The following is a 24016-nucleotide window of genomic DNA, read 5'->3' on the forward strand; positions in this document are numbered from 1 at the left end:
CACGCCCCGGCGATGGGAGGCACCCGCAACGGAAATCCGCATGCGGGTTTATTGTACCCCGCCGCCAAGTGTAATTTCGACAAATATAGGTGGGCGGTAAAGGTTTACCTCGGGTGACCGCCAAGGGCCAAAATGAACGCTTCGTCCCCGGGCGATTGGCCCTGGCGCGCCATGGAGTGTCCCGGAGTGCCGGCATAAAAGGAACGTCCTCATCTGCCGACTAGAGGGCGCCGACGCCGAGGAGGATAGCGTAGGTGGTGGATTCGCCAAGTCTGAGCTCGTCGCCGGGGTTGAGCTGAGCGGAGCGGCCGGGCTCGACCTGGATGCAGACGTTCGTCGCGCCGTTTACCACCATGGTTCCGTTGGTGGACGACAAGTCCTCGACGTGCCAGATATTTTGAGCATCGCACCAGATATGGGCATGGCGGGCCGAGACGTCGTCGGTGATGCCGCCCTCCCCCGTTGCCAGCGCGCCGATCTCAACGCCTTCCTCACTCGGCTGAATCCAGCGCGGGACGCTCACCACGTAGCCGTTTTGCACGCACAGCAGTCCCAGCGGATGCGCCGGCGCGACCTCGTGCTCGCCCGCGACCGAAGATGTGCTCAGCGAGCGCGGCGTCGACGTGTCGCCGCCACGGGTCGCATGAGCGCGGCGGCTCGCCCGACTTGGAACTAAGGCGGGCGTGAGAGCAAACGGCATAGGGAACGAATCTTGCGGATGTACTCCTCGACGTCAGGCAGGTAAGCCCCACGAAGTCACCGGGGAGGCCCAAGCGGCCCGGCACCACTTCCAGATTCTGACCAGGGCGAGTCGTTCGCCGGTGGCTGAAGGCTCGCTCCCACCCAAAAGGGGAGATTCGCGTTGTTCCCCAATCGCTCTCGCATCTTTCATTTTGCTCGAGGTGGGCTATAAAAACTTTCCTGGTGAAAGGCGGCGATTGGTTTCCTTTCTTTCTAGAGGAGCGCGCCTGTAATCTGTTTTCATCCTAAATCAAGTTAAGATCGGACCTTCCAGAGGCAAGTCGACTCAAACTGCGAGGCTCCATGTTGGAATAAAGAGCGCTGTCGAAGTGCCAACAACACAAAGCTTGCCAGTCTCAAATAGAACCTTTTGGGAGTCCGATTGGGCCGCACACCGAATCCCCGCTGGTGGTTTTTTATAGCTGCGCAACAATAAACAAGGTTAGTGCCAGTCCAGCATGAAATTGAGGAACGTATGCATTTTTTTCTCAGTAAGTGATCGTCGTTACTGCTTCGATGAGGTCACTCGCAATTGCTTTCAGGTTGACCAAGCATCAGAAGATGCGCTTCGCATATTTGAAGCATCGGGAAGAACGGTCAACTCGAAGTTGCTAACAAAGTCACTTGCTGCGAAAGGCTACGACCAAACGACCATAGCAGAACTTGAAGACGACATTGATGAGTATCAACGATTGTCTGAGCGGACTTTCTTAACAAAAGACACGCCTCGAAAACTTAGATCCATCGAACTCAACGTTTCACATGCATGCAACCTTGGTTGTAGTTACTGTTTTGCCGGTAAAGGAGATTATGGAACGTCTCCTCTGCTGATGACAGACGAGATAGCCTTCAAGGCGGTCGACTACCTCGTCGCAAGTTCATCGGAAAACGAAACGCTTGCGATCGTCTTTTTTGGTGGGGAACCCATGATTAACGAGCCGCTGATATGGAAAACGGTCGACTATTCAAAAAGAATATACCCCAATAGAAACTTTACCTATTCTATTACGACCAACGGAACGCTTTTGAATGACACTGCTGTGAATTCTTTCAAGGAGCACGGGTTTTCTGTTCTGATTAGTCTCGATGGTACAGGATGCAAGCACGATGCATCGCGCCCGTACAAGACGGGAGGCGGCTCTTTCTCCGATATCGACAAAAACGTTCGTCGTTTTTCCGAGTCGTTCCCCTTCGGCGCAAGAGCGACCTTAACAAATAATAACTGTAACCTTGTTGAAGACTATCTTCAGTTTAAAGAGATGGGCTTCAGAAGGATTTACTTCTCGCCCGTGAGCTCATTCGATGAGAATATCAAACTCGACGAACACTCATTAAACAAAATCAGGGCGGGCCTAATAGATTTGGCGGATCAATATCTCAAACAGATTGATCAAGGGGAAAAGCCCTTGTTTAGAACATTGAAAACTGCAGTTGATTTGATTATGAGCAACAGGATCGCCTTTGTCGGATGCGGGGCTGGCAGGCGTTTTATTTCCGTGACTCCCGAAGGGGACGTATACCCCTGTCACAGGTTTGTCGGGATGATGCGATTCAAAATGGGCAACATCGTCACCGGAATTGACGAAACTAGGTATATTGAAAACTGGAGTCAGGGTGTCGAAAAAAGAATTGACTGTACGGACTGTTGGGCTCGGTCTTTCTGTGGTGGGGGCTGTAGCTGGGAGGCTGCAGGCGAGCACGGCTACTTGCCCAAGAGTCTACACCCTGCATCATGTGAATATAGAAAAATGTGCTACGAGATGGCTTTTGACCTTATTTCCCGCCACTCATCTTCGCAGGAGAAAAAACAACGAGAAGCTACTGTATCGGAATAAGCGGTTCAGCGCATTGCTGTCACCATTGTGGAGGTGTTCGTTCTTCTGATTACCGTCTGCGAAGCTTATTGCTACGTTCGCCGAAACCACTCTAGAAATATGGTGAACCAGACATCTTGGTTTGTTATACACAATATTGAGGTTTTTCTGCACTCAAAGGGAGGTAGTCGTGAAGCATATTCATCCTGTTGGTTCAAATGAACATCCTCCCGTTGAGCCTTGTTATCTTGGAGTTGATATATGCAATTTTTACGACATCGCCGAGTGCCCTGTTGCGGATTGGTGCTATGTCGATAAAGAATCAAGCTGTGTTTTGCCAGCAGATTGGTGCGATCCAGTTGACGAGTAGTTTTGTGGCTAGGAACTATTTGGTCCAATTCAGAATAAGATGGGAACAAATACCAAAATCTCGTGTCTGGGAGGAGTTATGCCATTATTGCAAGGTCTCGTTGGATTAGCCTTTATACTTGCGTTATATCTGGCACCTTTTTTAATTCTATTCTTCATTATCCGACTCTTTCTTCGGAGAAAATAGGAGTGTCACGCAAACATTAGCGTAGCTTTCTTCCAATATGAGCCGAGCATTGGCAAGTGGAATAAGAAGCCCGACCGTTCGCCACATGAAAGTGATCGGACGGGCTTCTCTATTTAACCCGGGCCGCCACCCATAGCGGCTTTCCAAGCGTATTCTCAGTGCAAAGCAATCGTCAGTTTAATCCTATGCGCTGATACCGCATTTCATTTGTTCGGCTCGAATTCTACGGCCTGGCAACCCTCGCACTCTCCGGCAAATGGATTGAACGCGAAGGCAGAGATGATGTGTGCGTGGACATCGAGGCTGCTGTAGGCAACATACTGGGACATGGACCCCCGCTGCGCGTGGTATGCGGCCCGGCATATTCATTGCCGTCCAACCCCGTGTAGTTGCAGCAAAGGGTGGAACCTCAATGCTCAGCTCATGTTGTCCGTGGGACACGAGAATCGTAAGTACACTTTGGTGCGATTCTCACGCTGATACTGAGCCACCTGGAATAAGATACGTCGCGACAACACTTCGCTTCACCTCTGTCTCGACAAGATGACGTAGACTAAAGTTTCCTTTAGTAAGAGAACGAGAACTATATCTGAAAGCGTTGCGATGGCGTGAAGGCACCGAGTCCGAACCGCCTGAATGCTACGTGCATCTGCATCGCCTTTTTGTTATCTCTGCCAGTTGGGTAGCACTACACTTGTCATCATTTACCCTGGTACATGCTGCCTAAATCCACTACCCCTTCTACCGCGCCGACCATCTCGTCATCGTGAGAGACAACGATGATCAGCTGGCTTTGCTTGTTGCGCTTAACATAGGCCGCAAGCTCGGCGCGGCTTACAGCGTCTAACCCAGTCGTGGGCTCGTCGAGTACCAAAACTGACGACTTGCGTGAAATCGCCGACCATAAGTACACTCGGCGCAGCTCACCGCCCGAAAGCGCGGAGCAACGTTTCCCGAGCAACTCCTTCACGCTGTTTTCCAGCGAAAGTAGGCCATCTACACCCCGGTGATAGGAAGAAAAGGGCGTGTCGAAATACTCTAACAGCTCTTTCACCGTTTCGTCCGGCGCGAAGCACGACTGTGGGCAGCACGATATCTCTCTCGCACGTATGTAATCCAAGTCGCATTCTTCGATTGGCACGCCGTTGTATTTTACTTTGCCTTTCGATGAGTATAGCCCGAGCATCAAGTAAAGAAGTGACGTCTTGCCTCTTCCGTTTTCCCCAACTATGCAATATGTACCAGGACCGGAAAACTTGAAAGAAAACCCGCCGAGGACCTCTCGGACAGATCCGTCTGGAAGGGCAACCGAGAATTCCAAATCAGATACCGAAATGTCATTTATTTCATCGAGTTTAGCTAAATCGGTCCGATTCCACCCCGATCTCTCCTTTTCTCTCGTCGCGATAGCCGTCCTATCCCATGATGCTTTGGCATCTTGATAGGATTTGAACAATGACATCATACTTTTCAAAGTCTTAAAGAGAACCGCGAAGTATGTACCGATGATAGTGTACTCGCCTATTGACATAGTTCCGTTAATGATTCGTACTCCGGAAACAACAAGTATCACCGCTTGAAACAACGCTGCGAAAAGACCATCGAGCGATGTCAGAGAATATGATAGCTTTCCGGAGCGCAAAACTTTGGGAAAATAGCTCTTAAACCCAGCGTCGAGCGCTTGTTCGCTCTTGCCGTACGAAGATGTCAGTTGAATGTTGAGAATCTGATTAAGCTGCGATGCAATTGCGGCGTAAAAGGCGCTGTCCGCCTCTTTCTTCTCATACGTGACCCTATACAAAAGTTTCCTCAACCCAGTAATTACACAGAAATACACGATGAGGAGAATGATGGAAAACACCGCGAGAGTTGAATCAATTGACCATATGATAAGCAATACGATGGGAATGGCTACAATGGACAGCGGCGCACTGATAAAATTCGCCAAAACGAAGGATGAGACCACGCTGGAGTCGGAAATAATCCGTTGCGTTGTATAGGCTGGATCGATGGTCCGACTCACCAAGTAATCGTCTCTTTCAAAACGCAAGACGGCCTCCCTGAGAAGATCAAAGGAAAGTCTCGTGGTTATGCGAATGGAAAGTGTTCCTGCAAAATAAGTAAAGAGGGTGGAGAAAACTCCTATTGACGCAACCAGGAGCGCGAAGAGTACGGCGTCTCTTTCGCTGCGGTTACCGAGAAGAAAATCTAAGAATTTCCCGTTCACGTATGGCATGGCATAGGAGAGAGCGGTTCCAATCACCGTGATAGCAATGAAGACGAAAGCCCCTTTTGCTCTGATGAACCTCGAGAGAACGCATCGAATCAAGGAAGGCCCCAATCTACCCGCCACAAAACATCAATCACTGATACCTTACACCTCAACACAACAGGAGCGAAGATTTGCCAATGAGACTGCTTTAAGATTGCCTTGGGCCAATACGATCTCAAGCTCTTCCTACAAGAGAGTCGGAATCGGACATCTCCTCCGACGAACCTGGCAATCGGGCGGTTGAAATATCTTTTTCAACCGCCCGATTGCCACAATAGATTTGAGCATCCGCCCACAAACGTCCGCGTTTTATACCCATCAAATCCTTTGCCTTTTGTCGTCTAGACTAGAAAAATCGCTCGAAATAACGCAACCGGCCTGCTCGCTTGAAGAAACCTAAGCCCGTAACGTAGATGTGCAAACTTCCGAAACGCCTTGCGCGGCATAGTGCGTATAAACTTCGTCAACCGCCTCAGAAATATCTGAGTATCGCGCCGGGTCAAAAGCATACGATGTCGCAGCTATACCCTGCACCCATTCGGAACGCGGATTAATTGAATAGCCACACAGCATCATCATACATGCATCTAGACCTGATTTCCCAAGTATCCGACGTATTGATGAGAGCATCGCGGGTCGCCCCTGCACCATCGTCGTCACCCCTATTAGCAGTATTTACCGTTTTTCTCTAAATGCGTATCGCCACCCTTAAGAATACGAAGTGTTTTATCCAGACCCGATTGTCCTCCATCTCAAACGAAGGGATAAGGAATCTCATCCGGAATCGGCAGTAACGGAGGATTCACAACGACAAGCGAAAAACATGAGTCATCTCTCAGAGGGGAGTAAAGGCTCCCCTCAAGCACCCTAGTTTCGTCATCCAAAGAGTTGATGGCAGTGTTTTTCTTACAAAGGTCGACAACAAAAGGGTTGATTTCTACAGATGTTACATCCATGCCACAGTTGGTAAGTATCAGGCCCTGTATTCTGGGGCCAGAACACAAATCGAGAGCCTTCCGTGCGCTCTGCGGTGTAAGGCGCCAATCTCAGCAAATCTGTCCCACAATACTGCGCTGAAGAACAAGACGGAACCCCTGAGCCAAACTCCCCTATACCTTATTAAGGCTAAGACAGGCAAGTTCACGCACCCGGCATATTCCAGAATAACATCCTATTGTTTTAGATGCTCTACAAGCATGAACAGCCGCGAATCGGAAAGATCTTCTAGTTTCGCCCCGACTGACCGCCAAGGGCCAAAATGGCCCCTCCATCCCCGGGCGACTGGCTCTGGCGCGCCGAGGAGTGTCCCCAAGTGCCGGCAGAAAAGAAACGTCCCTATCTGCCGGCTAGAGGGCACCGAAGAGGATGGCGTAGGTAGTGGATTCGCCGAGCTTGAGCTCGTCGCCGGGATTGAGTTGGGCGGAACGGCCGGGCTCGACCTGAATGCAGACGCGCGTGGCCCCGTTTACCACCACGGTTCCGTTGGTGGACGACAAGTCCTCGACGTGCCAGATATTTTGAGCATCGCACCAGATATGGGCATGGCGGGCCGAGACATCGTCGCCGACGTCGGTAATATCGCCCTCACCAGTGGCCAGCGCACCAATCTCAACACCCTGCTCACTCGGCTGAATCCAGCGCGGGGCGCTCACGACAAAACTGTTTTGTACGCGCAGCAAGCCCAAGGGGTGCGCCGGAGCGGGTTCGCGTTCGCCCGCGGTCATCGACATGCCAAGCGAACGCGGCGTGGAGGTGCCTCCGCCACAGGTCGCGTGCGCGTAGTCGATGGCATAGTTCACCGAGGACCGCACATCCGCCGAACAACCGACGGCGACAAACAGCACCAGCACGGCCTCGGCGCGCTCGGCGGGCATGAGTTCCGCCGCCTGGGACAGGCGATCGAGCGCGTTGCGATAGAGATTCGTGTCCTGATGGCACTCTTCGAGCGCGCGTACCATCGGTTCACCTGCAGGACCGCACACCATATTGATCACAGCCGTGGAGTCCATGGGATTGCGCTGGCGCAGGGCCAGTTGCGACATAATACGCGCAGCCGAGGTACCGTATTCGGCAAAGTAGCGCTGCTGAAGCGTGCCGACCGGCGCGCGAACGATAAAGCGGGAAACCCAAGAGCGATCGGCGGCTCGGCTCTGCGGGCTGCGGCCGTCGGCGAGCGGACGGGACGAAAGCACCAGGCCGCACAGCTCGATATGGCTCAGATGCGCCGCGCGCTTAAAGATGTCAAACATGGCCCCGCATGGGGTGAGCTTAACTTGAGATGCCATGACCTAGGCCTCCTTGGTCGTAGAAATAGAATCGGACGATACTTCGACAGGTCCGCCAAAAGTACGGGCAGCTGCGGCTCCACCGGCAAGCGGAGTCGCCATCTGGGCTTTTGTGCGTCGCGGTGCCGAAACGGGAAGTTCAAAGGCAAAGCCCATCGCAAGCAAAAACCACGTAAGCGTATAGGTTGCAACCAGAGCGGCAACAAGGCCGCCCATCACGGCGCGTTGGGAAAATACGCTACATGCAGCCACAACCAGTACTGGAACCTCGCAGGCAGAAAGCGCAAGCACACCCTGCAGGAACCCCGAGCGCCGATTGCGCGCAAGTGCCCCCGCGGCAACGCCGGCTATGCCCGGCAGCGCCAACGCCAGTGCGGCAATAATACCCGGTAGCGACCCAGACCACATGAGCGGTCCCAAAGTCGCCGTCACGCGAGCGCCCGACGCCAGCAGCGCGGCCGAAACCACGACCACAGCCCAAACCACGCCACAGACGACCGTCGCGCCGACCATCAGCGCGCGACGAACCGCGCGGCCAGACGCATCCATGGGGCACGGCGTGAGCGGCTCGCCGCGGAGCGAACGACCGACATTTTGCGCATAGTGTTCACAAAACGCCGAGAGCGCCGCCTCGACCGCCGCCGGCTCGGGACGATCTTTTTGATGGCTGGACAGACAGGCCATCACCACGTCGAACAGCTGGGCATCGACAAACGCCAGCGCATCGCGTAGCTCCTCGGAATCCGGCTCAAGCCCCAGCTGCTGGGCCTGCTCGGCCGCGGCGAGCGCCACATCGGGCTCACGACGAAGCAGCTGAGTCAAATCGCAACCGGGTGCATGGGCACCAATGGGATAGTCGGGCAGCGTGTCCATCTTGAGACGGTAGGGGCTCGCGATGTCGCGCGTCTTTTTGCGCGAACCCGAGGTGCCCGAAGTGCTCGGCGCGGCTTCGTATGGCGCGGCGCCGGCAATGAGCTCGTAAACCGTGCTTGCTGCGGCATAGACGTCGATCGCCGGCGACATACGCAAAGCGCGCAGGTCGGGAATATCGTCGGTGAGCATCTCGGGCGGAGCGTAGGCCACCGTCGCGCGACGCAGCGTGGCATAGCGCTCCGTAAACGACGCCTTGCCGCCGGTACCGGCCACGGCCGACGCAGGCTCGAGCGCCAGCGACGAGCCAAAGTCGATCAGGCACAGGTCAAAGGTGCCCTCGGCAAGCTGCCGGTCAAGCGGTAGACGCGCCGTACGCACCATAATATTAGCGGGCGAGATATCGCGATGGACAAAGCCCTCCCCCACCAGGCTCATGCGGCAGAGCAGGTCGAACAGGTCGCGCCCCAAGCGCGCCGCCACAAGCGGCGACAGGCGGCCGGCATCGTCCACGGCAAAGCGCGAGCGCAAGCGGGCGAGCGTCTCGCCCTCGACCCATTCCATGACAATTGCAGGCACACCGTCAACCTCGCCCCAGCCATAGAGGCGGGGAAAGCCCTTAAGGCCCGAAAGGGCACGATGGCATTCATATTCCTCGCGAAACGCCGCTTTGAACTTGGCGACCAGCGCCTCATGGGCGGCATCGTCGTCAAACTCATCGCGCGTCGGCAAGATGAGCTGTTTGAGTGCTACGGCCTCGCCTTGGGCGTTGACGGCACGCGTCACGCGGCCGATACCGCCACGGCGCATGGTGGCATCGTCGGCAAACAGCATCGTAAAACGACGCAGATAGGCAGGCAGTTCGTCCTGACCGAGCGCAATGGCCGGCTCAAACCCGTCGACACGCGCCAGGCGCAGGCCGACCATGGGATCGCGACCGAGCGATTGCGGTGTGGTGGATGCAAGATCGGTCATCATAGGGCAAGCGCCGCCACGTTATTGTTGAAGTTACCGAGCGCGACGTCATCATCGCCGTAATGGCCGACCCATTGACATAGGTTGGTGTAACAGCCCCACAGATTGGCATACTGCTGATACCACTTTGACCGGGGCGAGAATGTCTGACGACCGAACTCGGCTCGAATGACAAACATCTCCCCGACCAGGCTGTCGCACGGCCTGGGATCTCCCGTAGAGTTATAGGTCGAGACCACGTCATTGGCACGAGAAACATAGCCGTCGAGCATGTTGTACTTGGTCACAAGCCAACTGTGAATGCTCTCTTCCTCAGCAGCGGAAAGGCCACCGGAGTTTGCATCGTTGTCAGCGTTGCCGCCCGTCGAGCCGCCGTTTCCAGACCCTCCGGCAGAGGAACCCGGCCCAGAGCCGCCGCCCGAACTCGACGAATCCGAGCCGGAGCCAGAAGTATCCGAGCTACCGGGCTTTCCGGACTGCTGGGCGTCCTGCTCCTTCTGCCGCTCGACCTTATTCACCGTTGCCGCCACGCTATTGTTGGACAACCGATCGATGATCTTGGTGTTGGTGAGCACGATGGTTTTGCCATTGGCAAGCGTGACTTCATTGTCCGGGGCCTCGGCGCCGTCCGCGTCGTCGGCGCCAAACACAATATGCGCGACCACACTTGCCCAAGCATATCCAGTCGTGGTGCCCAGATCACTTTTGACCTCATGCCCCACGTGCGGTTCGCGTGCGGCATGTGCCTGCATCATGGACGGCACGGTCATGCCATAGGCAGAAACGCCAGCTATGACCAGCACCAGCGAGCAAGACAGCAGTGCGTACGCCCGCGGCGCCAAGCCCAGTCGGCGTCGCATGCGCACCGCGGCGCCGCGCTTTGTCTGAGTGCCACCGGGCCGCATGCGTTCTCCTCCAACAAAAACACGCCGCTCGGGAGCGGCGCATTCATTCGAATCCATATTTGAGTGTATCAGCGAACCCAAAAGGTTGCGCAACGAATGGGCAAATTAAGGATGCGAGTGGAAGCATCCATGCGATAAGCGGATACAAAGCATCTTTGTTGCACAACAAACTTACAGTCGCACGGGGAAATTATGACTACCCCGTGCGTCGCGAGGAAAACATACGGCAGGAGCAGGCTCGCCACCTAAATCGTGCGACGGGCCTCGATGGCGCGCCCGAGCGTAAGCTCGTCGGCATACTCCAGGTCGCCGCCCACGGGCAGACCGCTCGCCAGACGCGACACCTCGACGCCCAGCGGCTTGATAGTGCGGGCCAGGTAGCTCGCCGTGGTCTCGCCCTCAATATTGGGGTTGGTGGCGATGATGACCTCGTGGATGTCCTCGTGACCCAAGCGTGCCAGCAGCTCGCGAATGTGCAGCTGCTCGGGGCCAATCTTGTCCATGGGGCTGATCACGCCGCCCAATACGTGGTAGAGACCGTGGTAGCTGCCCGTGCGCTCGATCGCCTGGACGTCGCGCGGCTCGCCCACCACGCAAATGCGAGTGGTGTCGCGCATCGAATCCTGGCAGATGGAGCACTCGTCGGCCGTGGCGTAGTTAAAGCAGCGGCTGCAAAAGTGAACCTCCTGCTTAACCTCCAGGATGGCCTCGGCCAGGCGGCGCGCCTCCTCGGCGTCAGCCTCCAACAGGTAATAGGCGATGCGCTGAGCTGACTTGGGACCAATGCCCGGCAGGCGGCCCAGCTCATCGAGCAGTTTTTGCAGACTGTGATTCGCACTCATATATATGCGTGTCTTAGAACGGCATGCCCGGGATGTTGAGGCCGCCGGTGATGGCGCCCATCTGCTTGTTGGCGAGCTCGTTGACGCCGCGGACGGCCTCGTTGACGGCAGCCATGATCATGTCCTGCAGCATATCGACGTCCTCGGGATCGAGGGCATCGGGGTCGATGGTAAGGTTGACGAGCTCCATCTCGCCGTTAACGGTCACCTTGACCATACCGCCGCCGGCAGAGGCGTCGACGGTCTGGGACTTGAGGTTCTCCTGCGCGGCGGCAAGCTGCTCCTGCATCTTGCGGGCCTGCTTCATCATCTGCTGCATGTTCATACCGGCCATGATGGCTCCTTTACGTGCGGCCGCGCGCCGAGCTGCAAGGACAGCCGGAGCACGGCGGGACTTTCAAACTCAAAAATCGTACCACGGCGCGAAGCCAGAGAGCGGGGCGGACACGCTACCTCAGTCGATATACATGTCCTTGAGCGTGACGCACGCCCAAGATTATGCAAGGTCGAATTATGCAAGGTTGCATAATTATCTCAAGCTACATCTAGCAGAGCTGGAACCAGGCAGTTTATGCGTAGGGCTACAAGGCTACATGGCAAAATGCCGAGCCGCTGCTCGAGGCGGCACGCATGGCGGCTGGGTATAATTTGATTGTCATAGATGACGATTTGGAGGTGCCCTCGTGAATGTCCCAGCCGTACTCCAAAACATCCGCTCAAAACACCCCGTTGCATATGTGGTTCTCTATCTCTTTGTCGTCTGGGTATTACTGGTTATCATCACCCATGCCATAGCTTTTGGAGCAGAACTGCTGATAGCCAGCTCGGACCAGCCCGTCGTCAAATGGGAGACGACCGATGAATGCACCGACGGAACCCGAACCATTTACTACAACAGCCCGTCCCTCTACCAAGAGTTCAAGGTCAAGATAAAGGACTCCAAGATTGTCGATGCCGAACTGGGCTCTTTATTTACAATCGGAGCAACCGTCAACGCCGAGCAAGTCGAGTACACGGACAGCCATGCGACGTATCGTATCGACCTCAGCATCCTAGGCCGACCGTCACGCGCCTGTCTGCTCGAATGCGATATACGCGGCACCACGTTGCACATGTCCGAAATACAGATGCGCCCGGGCAAGGGGCTCTCTTCTTGAGCAGTATACCCGCCTGCGCAGCTACTCCACCGGCTTGAAGATGGTGGACTGGCCGAAGACGCTGCGGATGAGGGCTTTGGCCTCGTCCTCGGTCTGCGGGATGCTCGGGGCTGCACCCTGATGGCCGAAGGGGCCGCCCGCACCGGAGTTGGACTCCCAGGGAGCTGCAGGAGCGTCCTCCTCTTTGGGGGCAGTTGCAGCGGACTTGGGCGCGGACGCCGCACCCGGCACGTCGAACGGAGGCAGATCGTCCCCACCAGCATCGGCAACAAAACCGCCAACCATGGCATCGTCGTAGGGAACCTGCTCGGATTCCCATGGCGCAGACGGCGCGGCGGGCTGAGCCTTGGGAGCGGACGCGCGCTCGGGCGCTCGGGGCGCGGGCTCGGTCGGGAGCTTGCCCGTGGCAGGAGCGCCGGCGGGGTTGTCGGAGCGCAGCCAGGGGGCTTTGCCCAGGTCAGACGACTTGGGCGCGGGCGAGGCAGGCTTGGGCGCGGGTGTCGGAGCAGCCGGTTTGGCCATGACGGGCTTAGGCGCCGACGGGGTCGGCGCCGCTATCGGTGCTGCTTTTGGCTGCGTCGCGCTGGCGCTCGAGGATGCAGGGGCCGCCGAGGACACGGGTTGCGGGTCCGCAGATACCGCAGCCCGTGCAGATGGAGAATGCTCCTCATGTTGAGGAGCCGGCGTGCCACCCCCATCCAGGACATAGTCGACGGTACGACGACCGAAGACCGCACTGACTGTCGGCAGGACCACCGACTGCGTGTCGGCGCGTCCAAGCATCTTGATGGCAAAGGTCGAGCCCGCGGGGAACGAGACCGTGAGCCTGGAGCCGTCGTCAGCCGTGGCGCGGGCATTGAGCAAAAGCCCCGCGTAGGAAGCCTGACGCGCCTTGACACGCTCGACAACCTCGGCCCATTTGCGCTGCAGCTCTCCGGCATCCTCGACCGCGGGCGTCTCGGCAGTACCGGCGGCGGCAACCTGGGCGGCATTGTTGGACTGGGGCTTAGGTGCCGGAGCGGTGGCAGGCGCGGGAGCCGCAACGGGCTGAGGCGTCGGAGTCGGCGCAGGCTGAGGTGCAGGCGCTGCAGGCTTGGAAGCTGACACGGACGCAGAACGGGACGCAGGCTGGGCAGCCGGAACAGCAGCACCACGGTCCCAAGGCATACCGCCCTGGCGCGCGGACGTAGCAGCGGGGGCAGCGGATGCCGCCGGAGCGGCAGCACGAGCGCCCGAAATTAGCGTCGGCTGTTGGGCAGCAGCGGGTACGGATGCTGCAGGCGCGGCGGCCTGAGCAGCAGCCACGCTCGCCGGCACGGCGCCGTTGGCAACCATGGCCTCCAAGCGGGCCACGCGCTCGGCCAATGCCTCAATCGTTAAATCGGCCTCGGGACGTGCCAGGCGCGTGCAGGCGATCTCGAGCACCAGGCGCACGTCGCTCGCGCCCCTCATCTCCAGTGCGGCATCGTCGAGCACCGTCAGCACACGGGCCAGGCGGTCGGCAGGATGCTCGCCAAAGGCAGCGGCCTCGGCAGCAAGCGCCTCGGCCTGCTCGGAGCCGCCCTCAAACAGCTCGGCACGGGCACCGGCAACGCAGGCAACGTACACGTCACGCACATGCGCCACCAGGTCGCGCGTCAGCTCCAGCAGGTCGTTTCCTTCCTCGACCTGCGCACGGATCAGTCCATAGAGCTCGGCAACATCGCGATCGGCAATGGCGCGGGAAAACTCGCCCAGAATCTGGTCCGAAACCTCGCCTAAAAGCGAGCGGGCGTCGTCCGCATGCACAGAACCGTTGCCAAAGACGCTCAGCTGCTCCAGCGTGGACAGCGCGTCGCGCATACCGCCCTTGGCATGGCGCGCCACGATAGCCAGCGCCTCATCGTCGTAATCGAAGCCCTCCTGCTCGCACACGTATGCCAGGCGACGCTCGATATCCTCGTTGCCGATGCGATGGAAATCGAAACGCTGGCAGCGCGAGAGGATGGTCTCCAGAATCTTTTGCGGGTCGGTGGTGCACAGCACAAAGATCACGTGTGCCGGCGGCTCCTCGAGCGTCTTGAGCAGCGCGTTGAACGCCGCCGTCGTGAGCATGTGGACCTCGTCGATGATATAGATCTTGTACTTGCCGCGCACCGGGGCAAAGTTGACGGAGTTGATGATTTCCTCGCGCACATTGTCCACGCCCGTGCGGGAGGCGGCATCGAGCTCGTAGACATCGGGGTGGTTACCCTCGGCAATGAGCTCGCACTCCTCGCAAGTACCGTCGGGCATGCAGCCGCTTGCACCCTCGGCGCGCGCCGCCTCGGCATTGCGGCACAGCAGCGCCTTGGCCAGAATGCGCGCCATGGTGGTCTTGCCCGTGCCGCGCGGTCCGCAGAACAGGTAGGCGTGGGACAGGCGCCCCTCGGTGATGGCGTGCTCGAGCGTCGAGACGATATGCTGCTGGCCCACCACGGAGTCAAAGGTGAGCGGGCGATACTTTCGGTACAACGATTCCATGGGTGCTCCCCCGGGTATACTGAGTCTTGTTGCCGCGGCGGCCATGCGGTCGCACGGCATACTGCATTCCATAATAACCCGTACGGCGAGCCCGCCGCGATAGGAGTCCAAAGAGCATGGCAGACGCAGAGAGCAACCTCGTTCCCTCCGAAGCAGCCGACCAGGTCGAGGTCGCGCTCGAGGAGCAGGCCGCAGCCGACGACGGCATCCTGTACCTCAACGAGTACCAATACGAAAACGACCTCGTCACCGACTTCGCCCGCCTGGTCGCCTCGCCCAGGCGTCGCGGCTCGCTGTATGTCGCCGCGGCAATTGCCGCGCTCATCGGCATCGGCATGCTGGTGGCCGGCGGCAACTGGATCAAGTTTGGCGTCGTCTTGATCGTATTCGGCGCCTTTTTGGCCTGGTGGAGCAAAAACCTGCACCACACCCTCGCCCGCGACTTTATCGACGCCGTTGAGGCCGACGAGTCCATGGGTGGCCGCTATCGCCGCGTCGCCGCCAACGAGGACGGCCTGATGGTTTGGGGCACGAGCGGCAAGTCGCAGTTCTTCCCGTTTGAAAAGCTCGACCACGTGCTCGACGGCGAGCGCATCTTTGTGGCCATGTTCGCCGACCAGGGCGTGACGATCCCTAAGGACACCTTTGTCCGCGGCGATGCCGAGCAGTTCGGTCCCTTCCTTAAGGCGCGCATCAACAAAAAACTCCGCATCGAGACCAAACGCAAGAAGATGAAGGCAGAAAAGGCCGCTGCCGAAGCAAAACAGGGCGACAAGCCCCAGGAGACCAAGGGCAAGCAGCGCAAGCAGAAGAAGAACAAGAAGAAGCGCTAAGGCCAAGCCAGACGGACAGCCTCGCATCCCGCCATCCTCCCCATGCACCCGAGCGTGCTACACTAGCAGCATCTATGCCACCGCGAACGCAGGGACGGGCCACGCCCCGCGCCCGCCGCTCGCAAACGAACTTTAAACGCACGAGGGTTGGCCATGCCGCTTTTCTCGCAACATACCGCCCGGTTCTCGCCGGACGTTCCCTTGGAGGGCACCAGCTCTCGCGAGCTGCTCAAGCGGTACCAGCCGCTCGAGACGCTTGCGACCGGCGGTTTTGGCTCCATCGAGATCTGTCGCGACACGCACCTGCGCCGCCGCGTGGCCATTAAGCGCATCCCCCTCACAGACGGCGCCGGCATGCCCGCCAGCGATATCATGGACGTGCTGCGCGAGGCGCATACCGCGGCCATGCTCCAACATCCCAATATCGTGCAGGTCATCGACTTTACGCACGACACCGCCTATGCCTACCTGGTCATGGAATATGTCGATGGCATGTCGCTCGCCGAGTTTTTGCATCGAGTTGACGGCCATTCGCTCACCTTTGACGAGGCCGCGGCAATTGCCGACGCGCTGGGGCAGGCGCTCACCTTCGCCCATAGCAATGGCGTGCTCCACCTAGACATTAAGCCCGCCAACGTGCTCATCGACCACTCGGGCAATGTAAAGCTCACCGACTTTGGCATGGCGCGGCTGTCTTCTGCCGGCGGCTTTGGCGGCTCGCGCGGCGGCACCATCGGCTACATGCCGCCCGAGCAGCTCGATATCGAGACCGGCACGGTCGACGAGCGCGCCGATGTCTTTGCCCTTGCCTGCGTTATCTATGAGGGCCTGTGCGGCAGCGCTCCCTTTATGGCGGCCACGCCCGCCGACTCGCTCGACCGCATCATCGGCGGCGCAACCTATCCCAGCGAGCTGATACCACACTTTCCCCCGGGAGCCGAGGCCGCGCTCATGAGCGCCCTCTCCCCCATGCCGCAAGACCGCCCCAACAGCATCGAGGCATTTTGTGACCAGCTGCTCGCCGGCTTGGGCAGCGTGCGCGAGGGCCGTCGCAGCCTGGAGCAGATGGTGGGCGAGCTGTCGGATGACGAGCGCGCGGCAGACGGTATCGAGCCATCGACCTACGAGGACGACACCATCGAAGTCGACCCCGCACTCGGTTGGGCGGGCACGCGCTGGAGCTGCGCACGCGATTACACCATGCGCGCCATCTCGGCGCTCTCATGCGGAGCCTTCAGCTTTTTGCTCATGCAGACGGCTGGCGTCGCGGCGCTTCCCGGACTTATTGCCGCGGCCATCGCGATTGGGGCGGCCGCCGGCCTGGCCCCGCAGATTGGCTCGGCTATCTCGGCCGTGGGTTTTTTGGTACTTATGGCCAACGCCACCATGCAGGCGCAGGGCATCCTGTCGATGCTGCCCGTCGCGGTGCTCTTTGCCGCCACCATGTCCGGATGGTGGATCGCCTGGGGCCGCACCGAGGCCGCCGCGAGCGCCGCGCTCACCTGCGCGGTGGCACTTGGCTGTCTAACGGGCGACGCCCTCCTTGCCGCCGGGGTTGCCGCCGGCATCGCGGCCTTTTGGCTCGGCCCGGCAAGCGCCGCGGCAGCCACGGGGATGGGCGCGCTTTTTGGCCGCCTGGCTACGGTTGCGCTTTCCGCCGGAGGCGTGCTGGGGCTCGGCAATGTTGCCGCGGCGCTGGGAGACATGCTCTTCTGGGCTGCCGTTGTGCTCGTCGCGGCGACAGCCGCACTGACATCTCTGCTGCTCAACGCCCATGCCAAGCGTGCCGAGCAGGGCTCGAACCTGACTGCAATCGCCGCCATCGCCGGCTGCGGAATAGGCTCCGCGGTGTCGCTCTGTCTTGCACACCATATGGAAATTGCCAGCCTTGCGGCCGCGGTCGTCGTCAAGGCGGCGGTTGCGGGAACCCTATCCTCTATAATCGTTGGGATATGCCTATATTTGCTCGGATACCAAAGAACCTATACGGAGAGTGATCTTTCGTGAACTTCCTGAACATCTTCGAGGACCACGTGGCCGGCATCTTCGGTGCCACCCGTGCCCCGTTCTCCTTTAAGAAGCTTGCCAAGCAGGCCGCTCGCGACATGGAGGATCAGACTCTGGTGATCAACGGCGTCAACACCGCGCCGGCACTCTATACCATCCTGATCGCCGCCGACGACGATCCCATGCTCGCCCCGTTCTACCCCGAGCTTTCGCGCGAAGTCCGCGAGTTTGTGAAGGCACAGGCCGAAAAACGCCGCTATGTGTTTGTCGGCGAACCCCTCGTTCGCTTTATGATCGACCCGCAGCTGCGTGCCGGTAAGTTCTCGGTCTTTGCCGAGAACGTCGACGCCCCCACGCTCGGTCGTCTGTACGAGGAAGAGCGCGCCTACCAGAATGGCCTGGGGCAGAACAACTCGGCCGCAAGCCGCGCCGCCAGCGCTCCCCGTGCCGGCAAGCAGCAATTCGCCGCTCCGCAGCAACAGCACCCCGCCGCCATGCCCCAGCAGCCGACGCCCCGTGCCGCCGCTCCCGACCCGCTCGCCGTGGCCGATCCCTTTGCGCCCAACGTCCCCGACCCCGCCGCCGCGCCCATCCCCGTGCCGCAGACCGTCTCTCGTGACGCCCTCGCCGGTATGGGCGGAGCCGCCGCGACCGGCGCCGCCGTGGGCCTTGGCGCCGCTGCCGGTATTGCCTCCAACATGGCGAGCACCCGCGCCCCGCAGCGCCCGCTCGCCCAACTCGTCGACGTCGTGAGCGGCGAGAGCCACAGCATCACTTCCGCGCAGGTAACCATCGGTCGCGAGCGTTCGGTTTCGGACATCGCCCTGCGCGACCCCAACGTGTCGCGCCGTCACGCCCAGCTCACCTTTACCGGTTCGGACTGGTCGATCGAGGACCTCAATTCCACCAACGGCACGCTCGTCAACAACCGCCGCATCACGCGCTGCCCGCTGCGCAACGGCGACCTGCTGACGTTTGGCCTAAGCACCTTTGAATTTAGGGGATAGTCGCTTATGAACATCGATATCGTCCTTTTTGCAGGCCGCATCGTCCTGGTCGCCCTGCTCTACATCTTCCTGTTCGCCGTCATGAAAACCGGCGTGGGACTCGTACGCGGCCAGCGCCGCGACTCCGCTATCTGGACGATCGATGTGGACAAGGGTCCGCGCGGCATCCGTGGCATCCATGTAGACATGCTCGGCCCCGTCATCGTGGGCCGCTCGCCGTCCTCGGACATCTGCATCAACGAACCGTTTGTCTCGGCCTCGCACGCACGCTTTTCGCTGCAGGGCCCGGCACTCATCATCGAAGACCTCAACTCGCTGAACGGCACGCTCGTTAACGGCCGCCAGCTGGTGGAGCCCGCAACGCTGCGCGAGGGTGACGAGGTCCAGATTGGCGACGTGGTCATGAAGGTGAACCGTCGATGATCGACGAGGAGAACAAGTCCGCAACCATGCCCGAGACGCCGACTGCCCCCGCAGCTGCGCCGGCTCATGCCGCTCCGGCGCGCCCTGCGACCGTGGAGCCCGAGGACACCGTGTTCTCCCTGCCCCTTTCGCATGTAACTCAAGAATATCCGGCACTCGTCGATGACGAGGACGCCGACACCGAGCAGCTCGACGCCCCCATCGGCGCGCACGCTGCCGAGCAGCCCGCGGAACCGGAGGCAACGCCCGTACCGGCTCACTTTGCCGAGCCCGTCGCCGAGGCGATGAACGAGAGCGCTGCCGTGTTTGCGGCCCCCGAACCCGCCGCGCCGGCGTTTCCCATAGCCCCGACATCCGAGGTTGCGCCCGCGTCTACGCCGGCGCCCGAGGCGGGGCCATCCCCCGAGGACGGCCCTGCACCCAAGGCCCCGCAGCCTGCGCCCGCAAGCGAGTCCGATGCCGTGGCCGAGCCCGCCGCCCAGTCGCAAAGCACACCCGCGCCGTCGCACTTTGCGACGCCCGAGCCTATAGACGCCAGCCCGCAAGACGACGAGTCGACCGCCTGCGCGTCCGAAGAGCCCGGCTCCCCGGACACCGGCGATTCCGAATCAAACGCCGAGACCGACACCGTCTCTCCCGGTGACACAGCCGAGATCGACGTTGCCGCCGTTGAGGCCAAGCTCAAAGACCCCGGCTCGACCATGAGCTTTGAGCCCCTGACCGAGGAGCGCATCGAGACCGACTCGACCTATGATGCCGGCACCACCACGCAACTCATGTGGGGCGCCCGCTCTGACGTCGGATGCGTACGCCCGCACAATGAGGACTCCTATCTGGTGCAGTCGCCGCTCTTTTGCGTGTGCGACGGCATGGGAGGACACGCCGCCGGCGAGGTGGCATCCTCCATCGCCGTCGAGACCATCGCCAAGACGGCGCCGCAGTCCGCCGACGCCGCGCGCCTGGCCGCAGCCGTCGAGGCCGCCAACGCCGCCGTGATCGAGGCCGCCCTCAACGGCCTGGGCAAACCCGGCATGGGATGCACGGCCACCTGCGCCTACATCGAAAACGACACGCTCGCCATCGCCCACGTGGGCGACTCGCGCGCCTACCTGCTCCACGAGGGTACGCTCATCCGCGTGACCCGCGACCACTCCTACGTGGAGGAGCTCGTGGATGCCGGCGAGATTACGGCCGACGAGGCCCGCGTCCACCCCAACCGCTCGGTCATTACCCGCGCGCTGGGCTCGGATCCCGCCATGTATGCCGACCACTTTACCCTGCACATCGAGGAAGGCGACCGCCTGATTCTGTGCTCCGACGGTCTTTCGAGCATGATTCCCGATAGCGATATCGAGAACATCGCTACGCAGTCCTCGACCGCACAGATCTGTGTCGACAACCTGGTGGACGCGGCGCTCGCCGCCGGCGGCCACGACAATGTGACCGTGGTGGTCGTCGACCTGGTCGACGACGGCGTCATGCGCGAGGCAAAACGCGTCCGACGCCGCAATGTCACCATCGCCGCCATCTTGGCCCTTGTCTTTATGCTGGTAGCAGGCATCTGGGCATACACGGGCATCACCGGCTCCTATTACTTGGGAACCTACCACGGCAATGTCGCCGTCTGGCGCGGCCTGCCCGGCAAGACGCTCGGGGTCGAGCTCCACTGGCTCGAGAGCGAAACCAGCATCAAGCTGTCCGACCTGCCCGAAGACACGCAAAACCGCCTGAAGGCAGGCATTACGCAAACGAGTGTCGACGATGCGCAGGACACCATTTCCAAGTACCGCCATCAGATTGACGAGGAGCAGACCCGTCAGGTGATTGACGCGCAAACGATTCGCGACAACACCGATCAGAAATCCACCTCCGAGTCAGATTCCGAGAAAACCACCGAACAGTCAGCCGAGGCCGAAGCCTCCGATAAGAATTAGAAAGGGAGTGCCGCTTATGAGTCGCCGCAACACCGAACTGCTCTTGCTCATCGCCTCGGCGTTCCCCGTCATCCTGCTCTACGCGATGTACGTGCTCACCGCGGGTGCCACGATTTCCTTTGAGACGCTCGCCGTGCCGATCGGCCTGTTCGCCGCCTTCGCCGCGGCGCATATCGCCGTGCGCATCCTGGCGCCCGGCGCCGACCCCGCCATCCTGCCCATCGTCTTTGTGCTCTCGGGCATCGGCATCACATTCGTGACGCGCCTGGCCCCCGACCTCGCCATCTCGCAGCTCATCATCTTGTTTGTCTCGGTGGCGCTCATGGTGGGAACGCTCGCACTGGTCAAGAACCTTGACGTGGTCATGCGCTACAAGTACACCTTTGGCATTATCGGCATCATCCTGCTGATGCTGCCGATCTTTATCGGCACCACGATTTCGGGCTCCAAGCTGTGGATTCGCATCGCGGGCTTCACCATCCAGCCCGGCGAGTTCGCCAAGGTCTTCATCGTCCTGTTCCTGGCAGGCTATCTGGCCGAGAACCGCGAGCTGCTTTCCATCTCCAACCGCAAGGTCCTGGGCCTCAAGATTCCGCGCTTCCGCCTGCTGCTGCCGCTGTTTGCCGTGTGGGGCGTGTGCCTGCTCATCGTCGTCTTCGAACGCGACCTGGGCTCGGCCGTCCTGTTCTACACCATCTTTTTGCTGATGCTCTATGTTGCCACGGGACGCTTTTCGTACGTCATCATCGGCCTTGCGCTGCTGGCCGTTGGAGCCGTGGGCGCCTACAAGTTCCTGTCGCACGTGCAGGTGCGTTTCCAGATCTGGGCCGATCCGTTTAAGGACGCCCAGGGCCAGGGCTACCAGATCGTACAGTCACTTTACTCGCTGGCTGACGGCGGCCTGGTTGGCGTCGGCATCGGCAACGGCATGGCAAACAACATCCCCGTCGTCGAGTCCGACTTTATCTTCTCGGCCATCGGCGAGGAAATGGGCCTTTTGGGCGGCGGCGCCGTGCTCATCCTGTTTATGCTTTTTGCCGTGCGCGGCCTCACCACGGCAGCCCGCGCCAAGTCCGACCTTGCCGCCTTTAGCGCGACCGGCCTTACGGCGGCCATCAGCTTTCAGGCATTCTTAATCGTTGGCGGCGTAACCCGCCTGATCCCGCTGACCGGCGTCACCCTGCCCTTTATGAGCCAGGGCGGCTCCTCGCTGCTGGCGAGCTTTATCATCGTCGCGCTGCTGCTGCGCGCTGGCGACGAGGCAACCGGACGCGAAGCCGAGCTCACCGGCACCGGCACCATGGCCGCTATCACCGATGACCAGGTCGCATCCGCCGCCCCGACCGGTACGCGTTTTGCCAACGTACCTTCCTACGGCCACGGCAACCACTCCACGGGTTCTCGCATGCGCCGTCGCCTGCTCGATACGCCTGAGTCCGGCGTGCTCGGCCGCGTGGCACTTGCCAACCGTCTGACTCGTGCCGTGTTTGCCTTTACGGCGCTGTTCGCCATCCTTATCGGCAACCTCACCTATGTCCAGGTCATCAAGGCGAAAGACTACCAGGACATGCCGACCAACAACCACACCATCGCCCGCTCCAAGTACATCCAGCGTGGCTCCATCATCACGTCCGACGGCGTGACACTAGCCGAGTCGCTGCAGCAGGAGGACGGCACCTACGCCCGTTCCTACCCCAACGGCAACATGGCCGCGCACGTGGTGGGCTACGTGAGCCAGCAATACGGCACCGCCGGCATCGAGAGCGTCATGAACGATACGCTCACCGGCTCCAAGGATTACTCCAGCTGGAACAACGCCATCGCGTCGCTCGCGGGGCAGACCCAGCCGGGCAATACCGCCAAGCTCACCATCGACTCGCGCATCCAGACGGCTGCCGAGCAGGCGCTCAAGGGCTTTAAGGGCGCTGTGGTGGTCATGGATCCGCGCACCGGTGCGGTTCTTGCGTGCGCGAGCTCGCCCACTTACGACAACACCAACATCGATGCCCTGATGCAGTCGGGCGGCGGCGAGGACGGCTCCATGTACGACCGCGCCATGGACGCGCTGTACACCCCGGGCTCGACCTTTAAGGTCGTCACACTCTCCGCGGCGCTCGAAACCGGCACCGCCAGCCTTACCAGCACGTACCAGGCGCCCGGCTCCATGGATATTGGCAACGCGCCGGTCACTAACTCCGCCAACGAGAGCTACGGCACCATCAGCCTGCAGCAGGCCTTCGCCGTGTCGTCCAACGTCGTCTTTGGCCAGGTGGCAAACGAGGTCGGTGCCAGCTCGCTCGTCCAGTTTGCCAACGCCTTTGGCTACGGTCAAAAGCTCGGTCAGGATCTGACCACCGCGGCTTCCATCATGGCCGACCCGTCGCTTATGACCGAGTGGGAGACCGCTTGGGCAGGCGCCGGCCAGCCCGTCGGCATGGACCACACGCCTGGCCCGCAGACCACCGTTATGCAGAATTGCGTGATCGCTGCAGCTATCGCCAACAGCGGCGTGGTCATGGACCCGTTCTTTGTGTCCCAGATACTCGCCCCGGACGGAACCGTTGTTAAGACCACGCAGTCCCGCTCGCTGGGCCAGGCTGTCAGCTCTGCCACGGCCGACCAGGTCAAGCAGGCCATGCTCGCCGTCGTCCAGTCCGGTACCGGCACCGATGCCCAGATTCCGGGCGTCAAGGTTGCCGGCAAGACGGGTTCGGCCGAGACCGGCGGCACCAACGTCAACTCTATGTTTGTTGGCTTTGCACCTTACGATTCACCCACGGTTGCCATCTCGGTGGCCCTGGAGGATTTCGACAAACACGACGTCGAGGCGGCCAAGATTGCCGGCATCGTCCTGACCGCGGCGCTCGCCGCACAGGGAGCGTGATGCCCGTGA

The 24016-nt window shown here is 60.1% G+C and carries 17 protein-coding genes and 1 pseudogene; 9 read left to right on the forward strand and 9 right to left on the reverse strand.

The genetic code is table 11. The features are described 5' to 3' along the window. Nucleotides 1–220 precede the first annotated feature (220 nt). A complete protein-coding gene (locus tag DW661_RS03890; protein ID WP_117564921.1) occupies nucleotides 221–700 on the reverse strand; it encodes an FHA domain-containing protein in 480 nt (159 codons plus the stop codon). Between the two features lie 499 nt (nucleotides 701–1199). Between DW661_RS03890 and DW661_RS03895 the strand changes: the two genes are divergently transcribed. Together DW661_RS03895 and DW661_RS10100 are read left to right on the forward strand one after the other, a co-directional pair. Further along, a complete protein-coding gene (locus tag DW661_RS03895) occupies nucleotides 1200–2576 on the forward strand; it encodes a radical SAM/SPASM domain-containing protein (RefSeq protein WP_118934721.1) in 1377 nt (458 codons plus the stop codon). A 169-nt stretch (nucleotides 2577–2745) separates the two neighbouring features. Continuing rightward, nucleotides 2746–2925 (forward strand): hypothetical protein, encoded by a 180-nt coding sequence (locus DW661_RS10100; protein ID WP_147356419.1) that lies wholly within the window; start codon nucleotides 2746–2748, stop codon nucleotides 2923–2925. Between the two features lie 886 nt (nucleotides 2926–3811). Here DW661_RS10100 and DW661_RS03905 read toward each other — a convergent pair. From DW661_RS03905 to DW661_RS03935, 7 genes and pseudogenes are all read right to left on the reverse strand, one after another. Then, nucleotides 3812–5440, reverse strand: coding sequence for an ABC transporter ATP-binding protein (locus DW661_RS03905; RefSeq protein ID WP_117564924.1), 1629 nt, complete (start codon nucleotides 5438–5440; stop codon nucleotides 3812–3814). 695 nt (nucleotides 5441–6135) lie between these two features. Then, nucleotides 6136–6402: pseudogene (locus DW661_RS10500) on the reverse strand (methyltransferase); the annotation flags it as partial. 327 nt (nucleotides 6403–6729) lie between these two features. Continuing rightward, nucleotides 6730–7668 carry an FHA domain-containing protein gene (locus tag DW661_RS03915; RefSeq protein ID WP_117862639.1) on the reverse strand — a complete coding sequence of 313 codons (939 nt, stop codon included), beginning with the start codon at nucleotides 7666–7668 and terminating at the stop codon, nucleotides 6730–6732. A 3-nt stretch (nucleotides 7669–7671) separates the two neighbouring features. After that, the gene (locus tag DW661_RS03920) at nucleotides 7672–9516 is read right to left on the reverse strand and encodes a hypothetical protein (protein ID WP_118934724.1); all 1845 of its coding nucleotides are present in this window, start codon (nucleotides 9514–9516) and stop codon (nucleotides 7672–7674) included. Next, nucleotides 9513–10418 (reverse strand): hypothetical protein, encoded by a 906-nt coding sequence (locus tag DW661_RS03925; protein WP_118934726.1) that lies wholly within the window; start codon nucleotides 10416–10418, stop codon nucleotides 9513–9515. The genes DW661_RS03920 and DW661_RS03925 overlap by 4 nt, the downstream gene beginning before the upstream one ends. Nucleotides 10419–10663: 245 nt before the next feature. Beyond that, nucleotides 10664–11260 (reverse strand): recombination mediator RecR, encoded by a 597-nt coding sequence (gene recR, locus DW661_RS03930; RefSeq protein ID WP_089573257.1) that lies wholly within the window; start codon nucleotides 11258–11260, stop codon nucleotides 10664–10666. Nucleotides 11261–11273: 13 nt separating this feature from the next. Further along, entirely contained in the window at nucleotides 11274–11594 is a 321-nt protein-coding gene (locus DW661_RS03935; protein ID WP_006235174.1) for a YbaB/EbfC family nucleoid-associated protein, read from the reverse strand. A 349-nt stretch (nucleotides 11595–11943) separates the two neighbouring features. Here DW661_RS03935 and DW661_RS03940 point away from each other — a divergent pair, with 349 nt between their 5' ends. Next, entirely contained in the window at nucleotides 11944–12417 is a 474-nt protein-coding gene (locus tag DW661_RS03940) for a hypothetical protein (protein WP_118934729.1), read from the forward strand. Between the two features lie 21 nt (nucleotides 12418–12438). On the opposite strand, the gene dnaX is transcribed toward DW661_RS03940, so the two are convergent. Next, nucleotides 12439–14919, reverse strand: a complete 2481-nt coding sequence (gene dnaX, locus DW661_RS03945; protein WP_158551940.1) for a DNA polymerase III subunit gamma/tau — start codon at nucleotides 14917–14919, stop codon at nucleotides 12439–12441. Nucleotides 14920–15035: 116 nt separating this feature from the next. On the opposite strand from dnaX, the gene DW661_RS03950 reads away from it, so the two are divergent. The 6 genes from DW661_RS03950 to DW661_RS03975 all read left to right on the forward strand — a co-directional run bounded on the left by DW661_RS03950 (nucleotide 15036) and on the right by DW661_RS03975 (nucleotide 24007). Continuing rightward, on the forward strand, nucleotides 15036–15752 hold the full coding sequence (locus DW661_RS03950) for a hypothetical protein (protein WP_118934731.1): 717 nt from the start codon (nucleotides 15036–15038) through the stop codon (nucleotides 15750–15752). Between the two features lie 153 nt (nucleotides 15753–15905). After that, a complete protein-coding gene (locus DW661_RS03955; protein ID WP_118934734.1) occupies nucleotides 15906–17759 on the forward strand; it encodes a serine/threonine-protein kinase in 1854 nt (617 codons plus the stop codon). Then, a complete protein-coding gene (locus tag DW661_RS03960; protein ID WP_118934736.1) occupies nucleotides 17756–18766 on the forward strand; it encodes an FhaA domain-containing protein in 1011 nt (336 codons plus the stop codon). The genes DW661_RS03955 and DW661_RS03960 overlap by 4 nt, the downstream gene beginning before the upstream one ends. A 6-nt stretch (nucleotides 18767–18772) precedes the next feature. Beyond that, nucleotides 18773–19189 (forward strand): FHA domain-containing protein, encoded by a 417-nt coding sequence (locus DW661_RS03965; RefSeq protein WP_006235180.1) that lies wholly within the window; start codon nucleotides 18773–18775, stop codon nucleotides 19187–19189. Continuing rightward, nucleotides 19186–21123, forward strand: a complete 1938-nt coding sequence (locus DW661_RS03970; protein ID WP_118934738.1) for a Stp1/IreP family PP2C-type Ser/Thr phosphatase — start codon at nucleotides 19186–19188, stop codon at nucleotides 21121–21123. The genes DW661_RS03965 and DW661_RS03970 overlap by 4 nt, the downstream gene beginning before the upstream one ends. Before the next feature lie 16 nt (nucleotides 21124–21139). Then, nucleotides 21140–24007 (forward strand): FtsW/RodA/SpoVE family cell cycle protein, encoded by a 2868-nt coding sequence (locus DW661_RS03975; RefSeq protein ID WP_118934740.1) that lies wholly within the window; start codon nucleotides 21140–21142, stop codon nucleotides 24005–24007. Nucleotides 24008–24016 lie beyond the last annotated feature (9 nt).

This window comes from Collinsella sp. AM24-1 (assembly GCF_003470325.1).
In the GTDB taxonomy this organism is placed as follows: Bacteria; Actinomycetota; Coriobacteriia; order Coriobacteriales; family Coriobacteriaceae; genus Collinsella.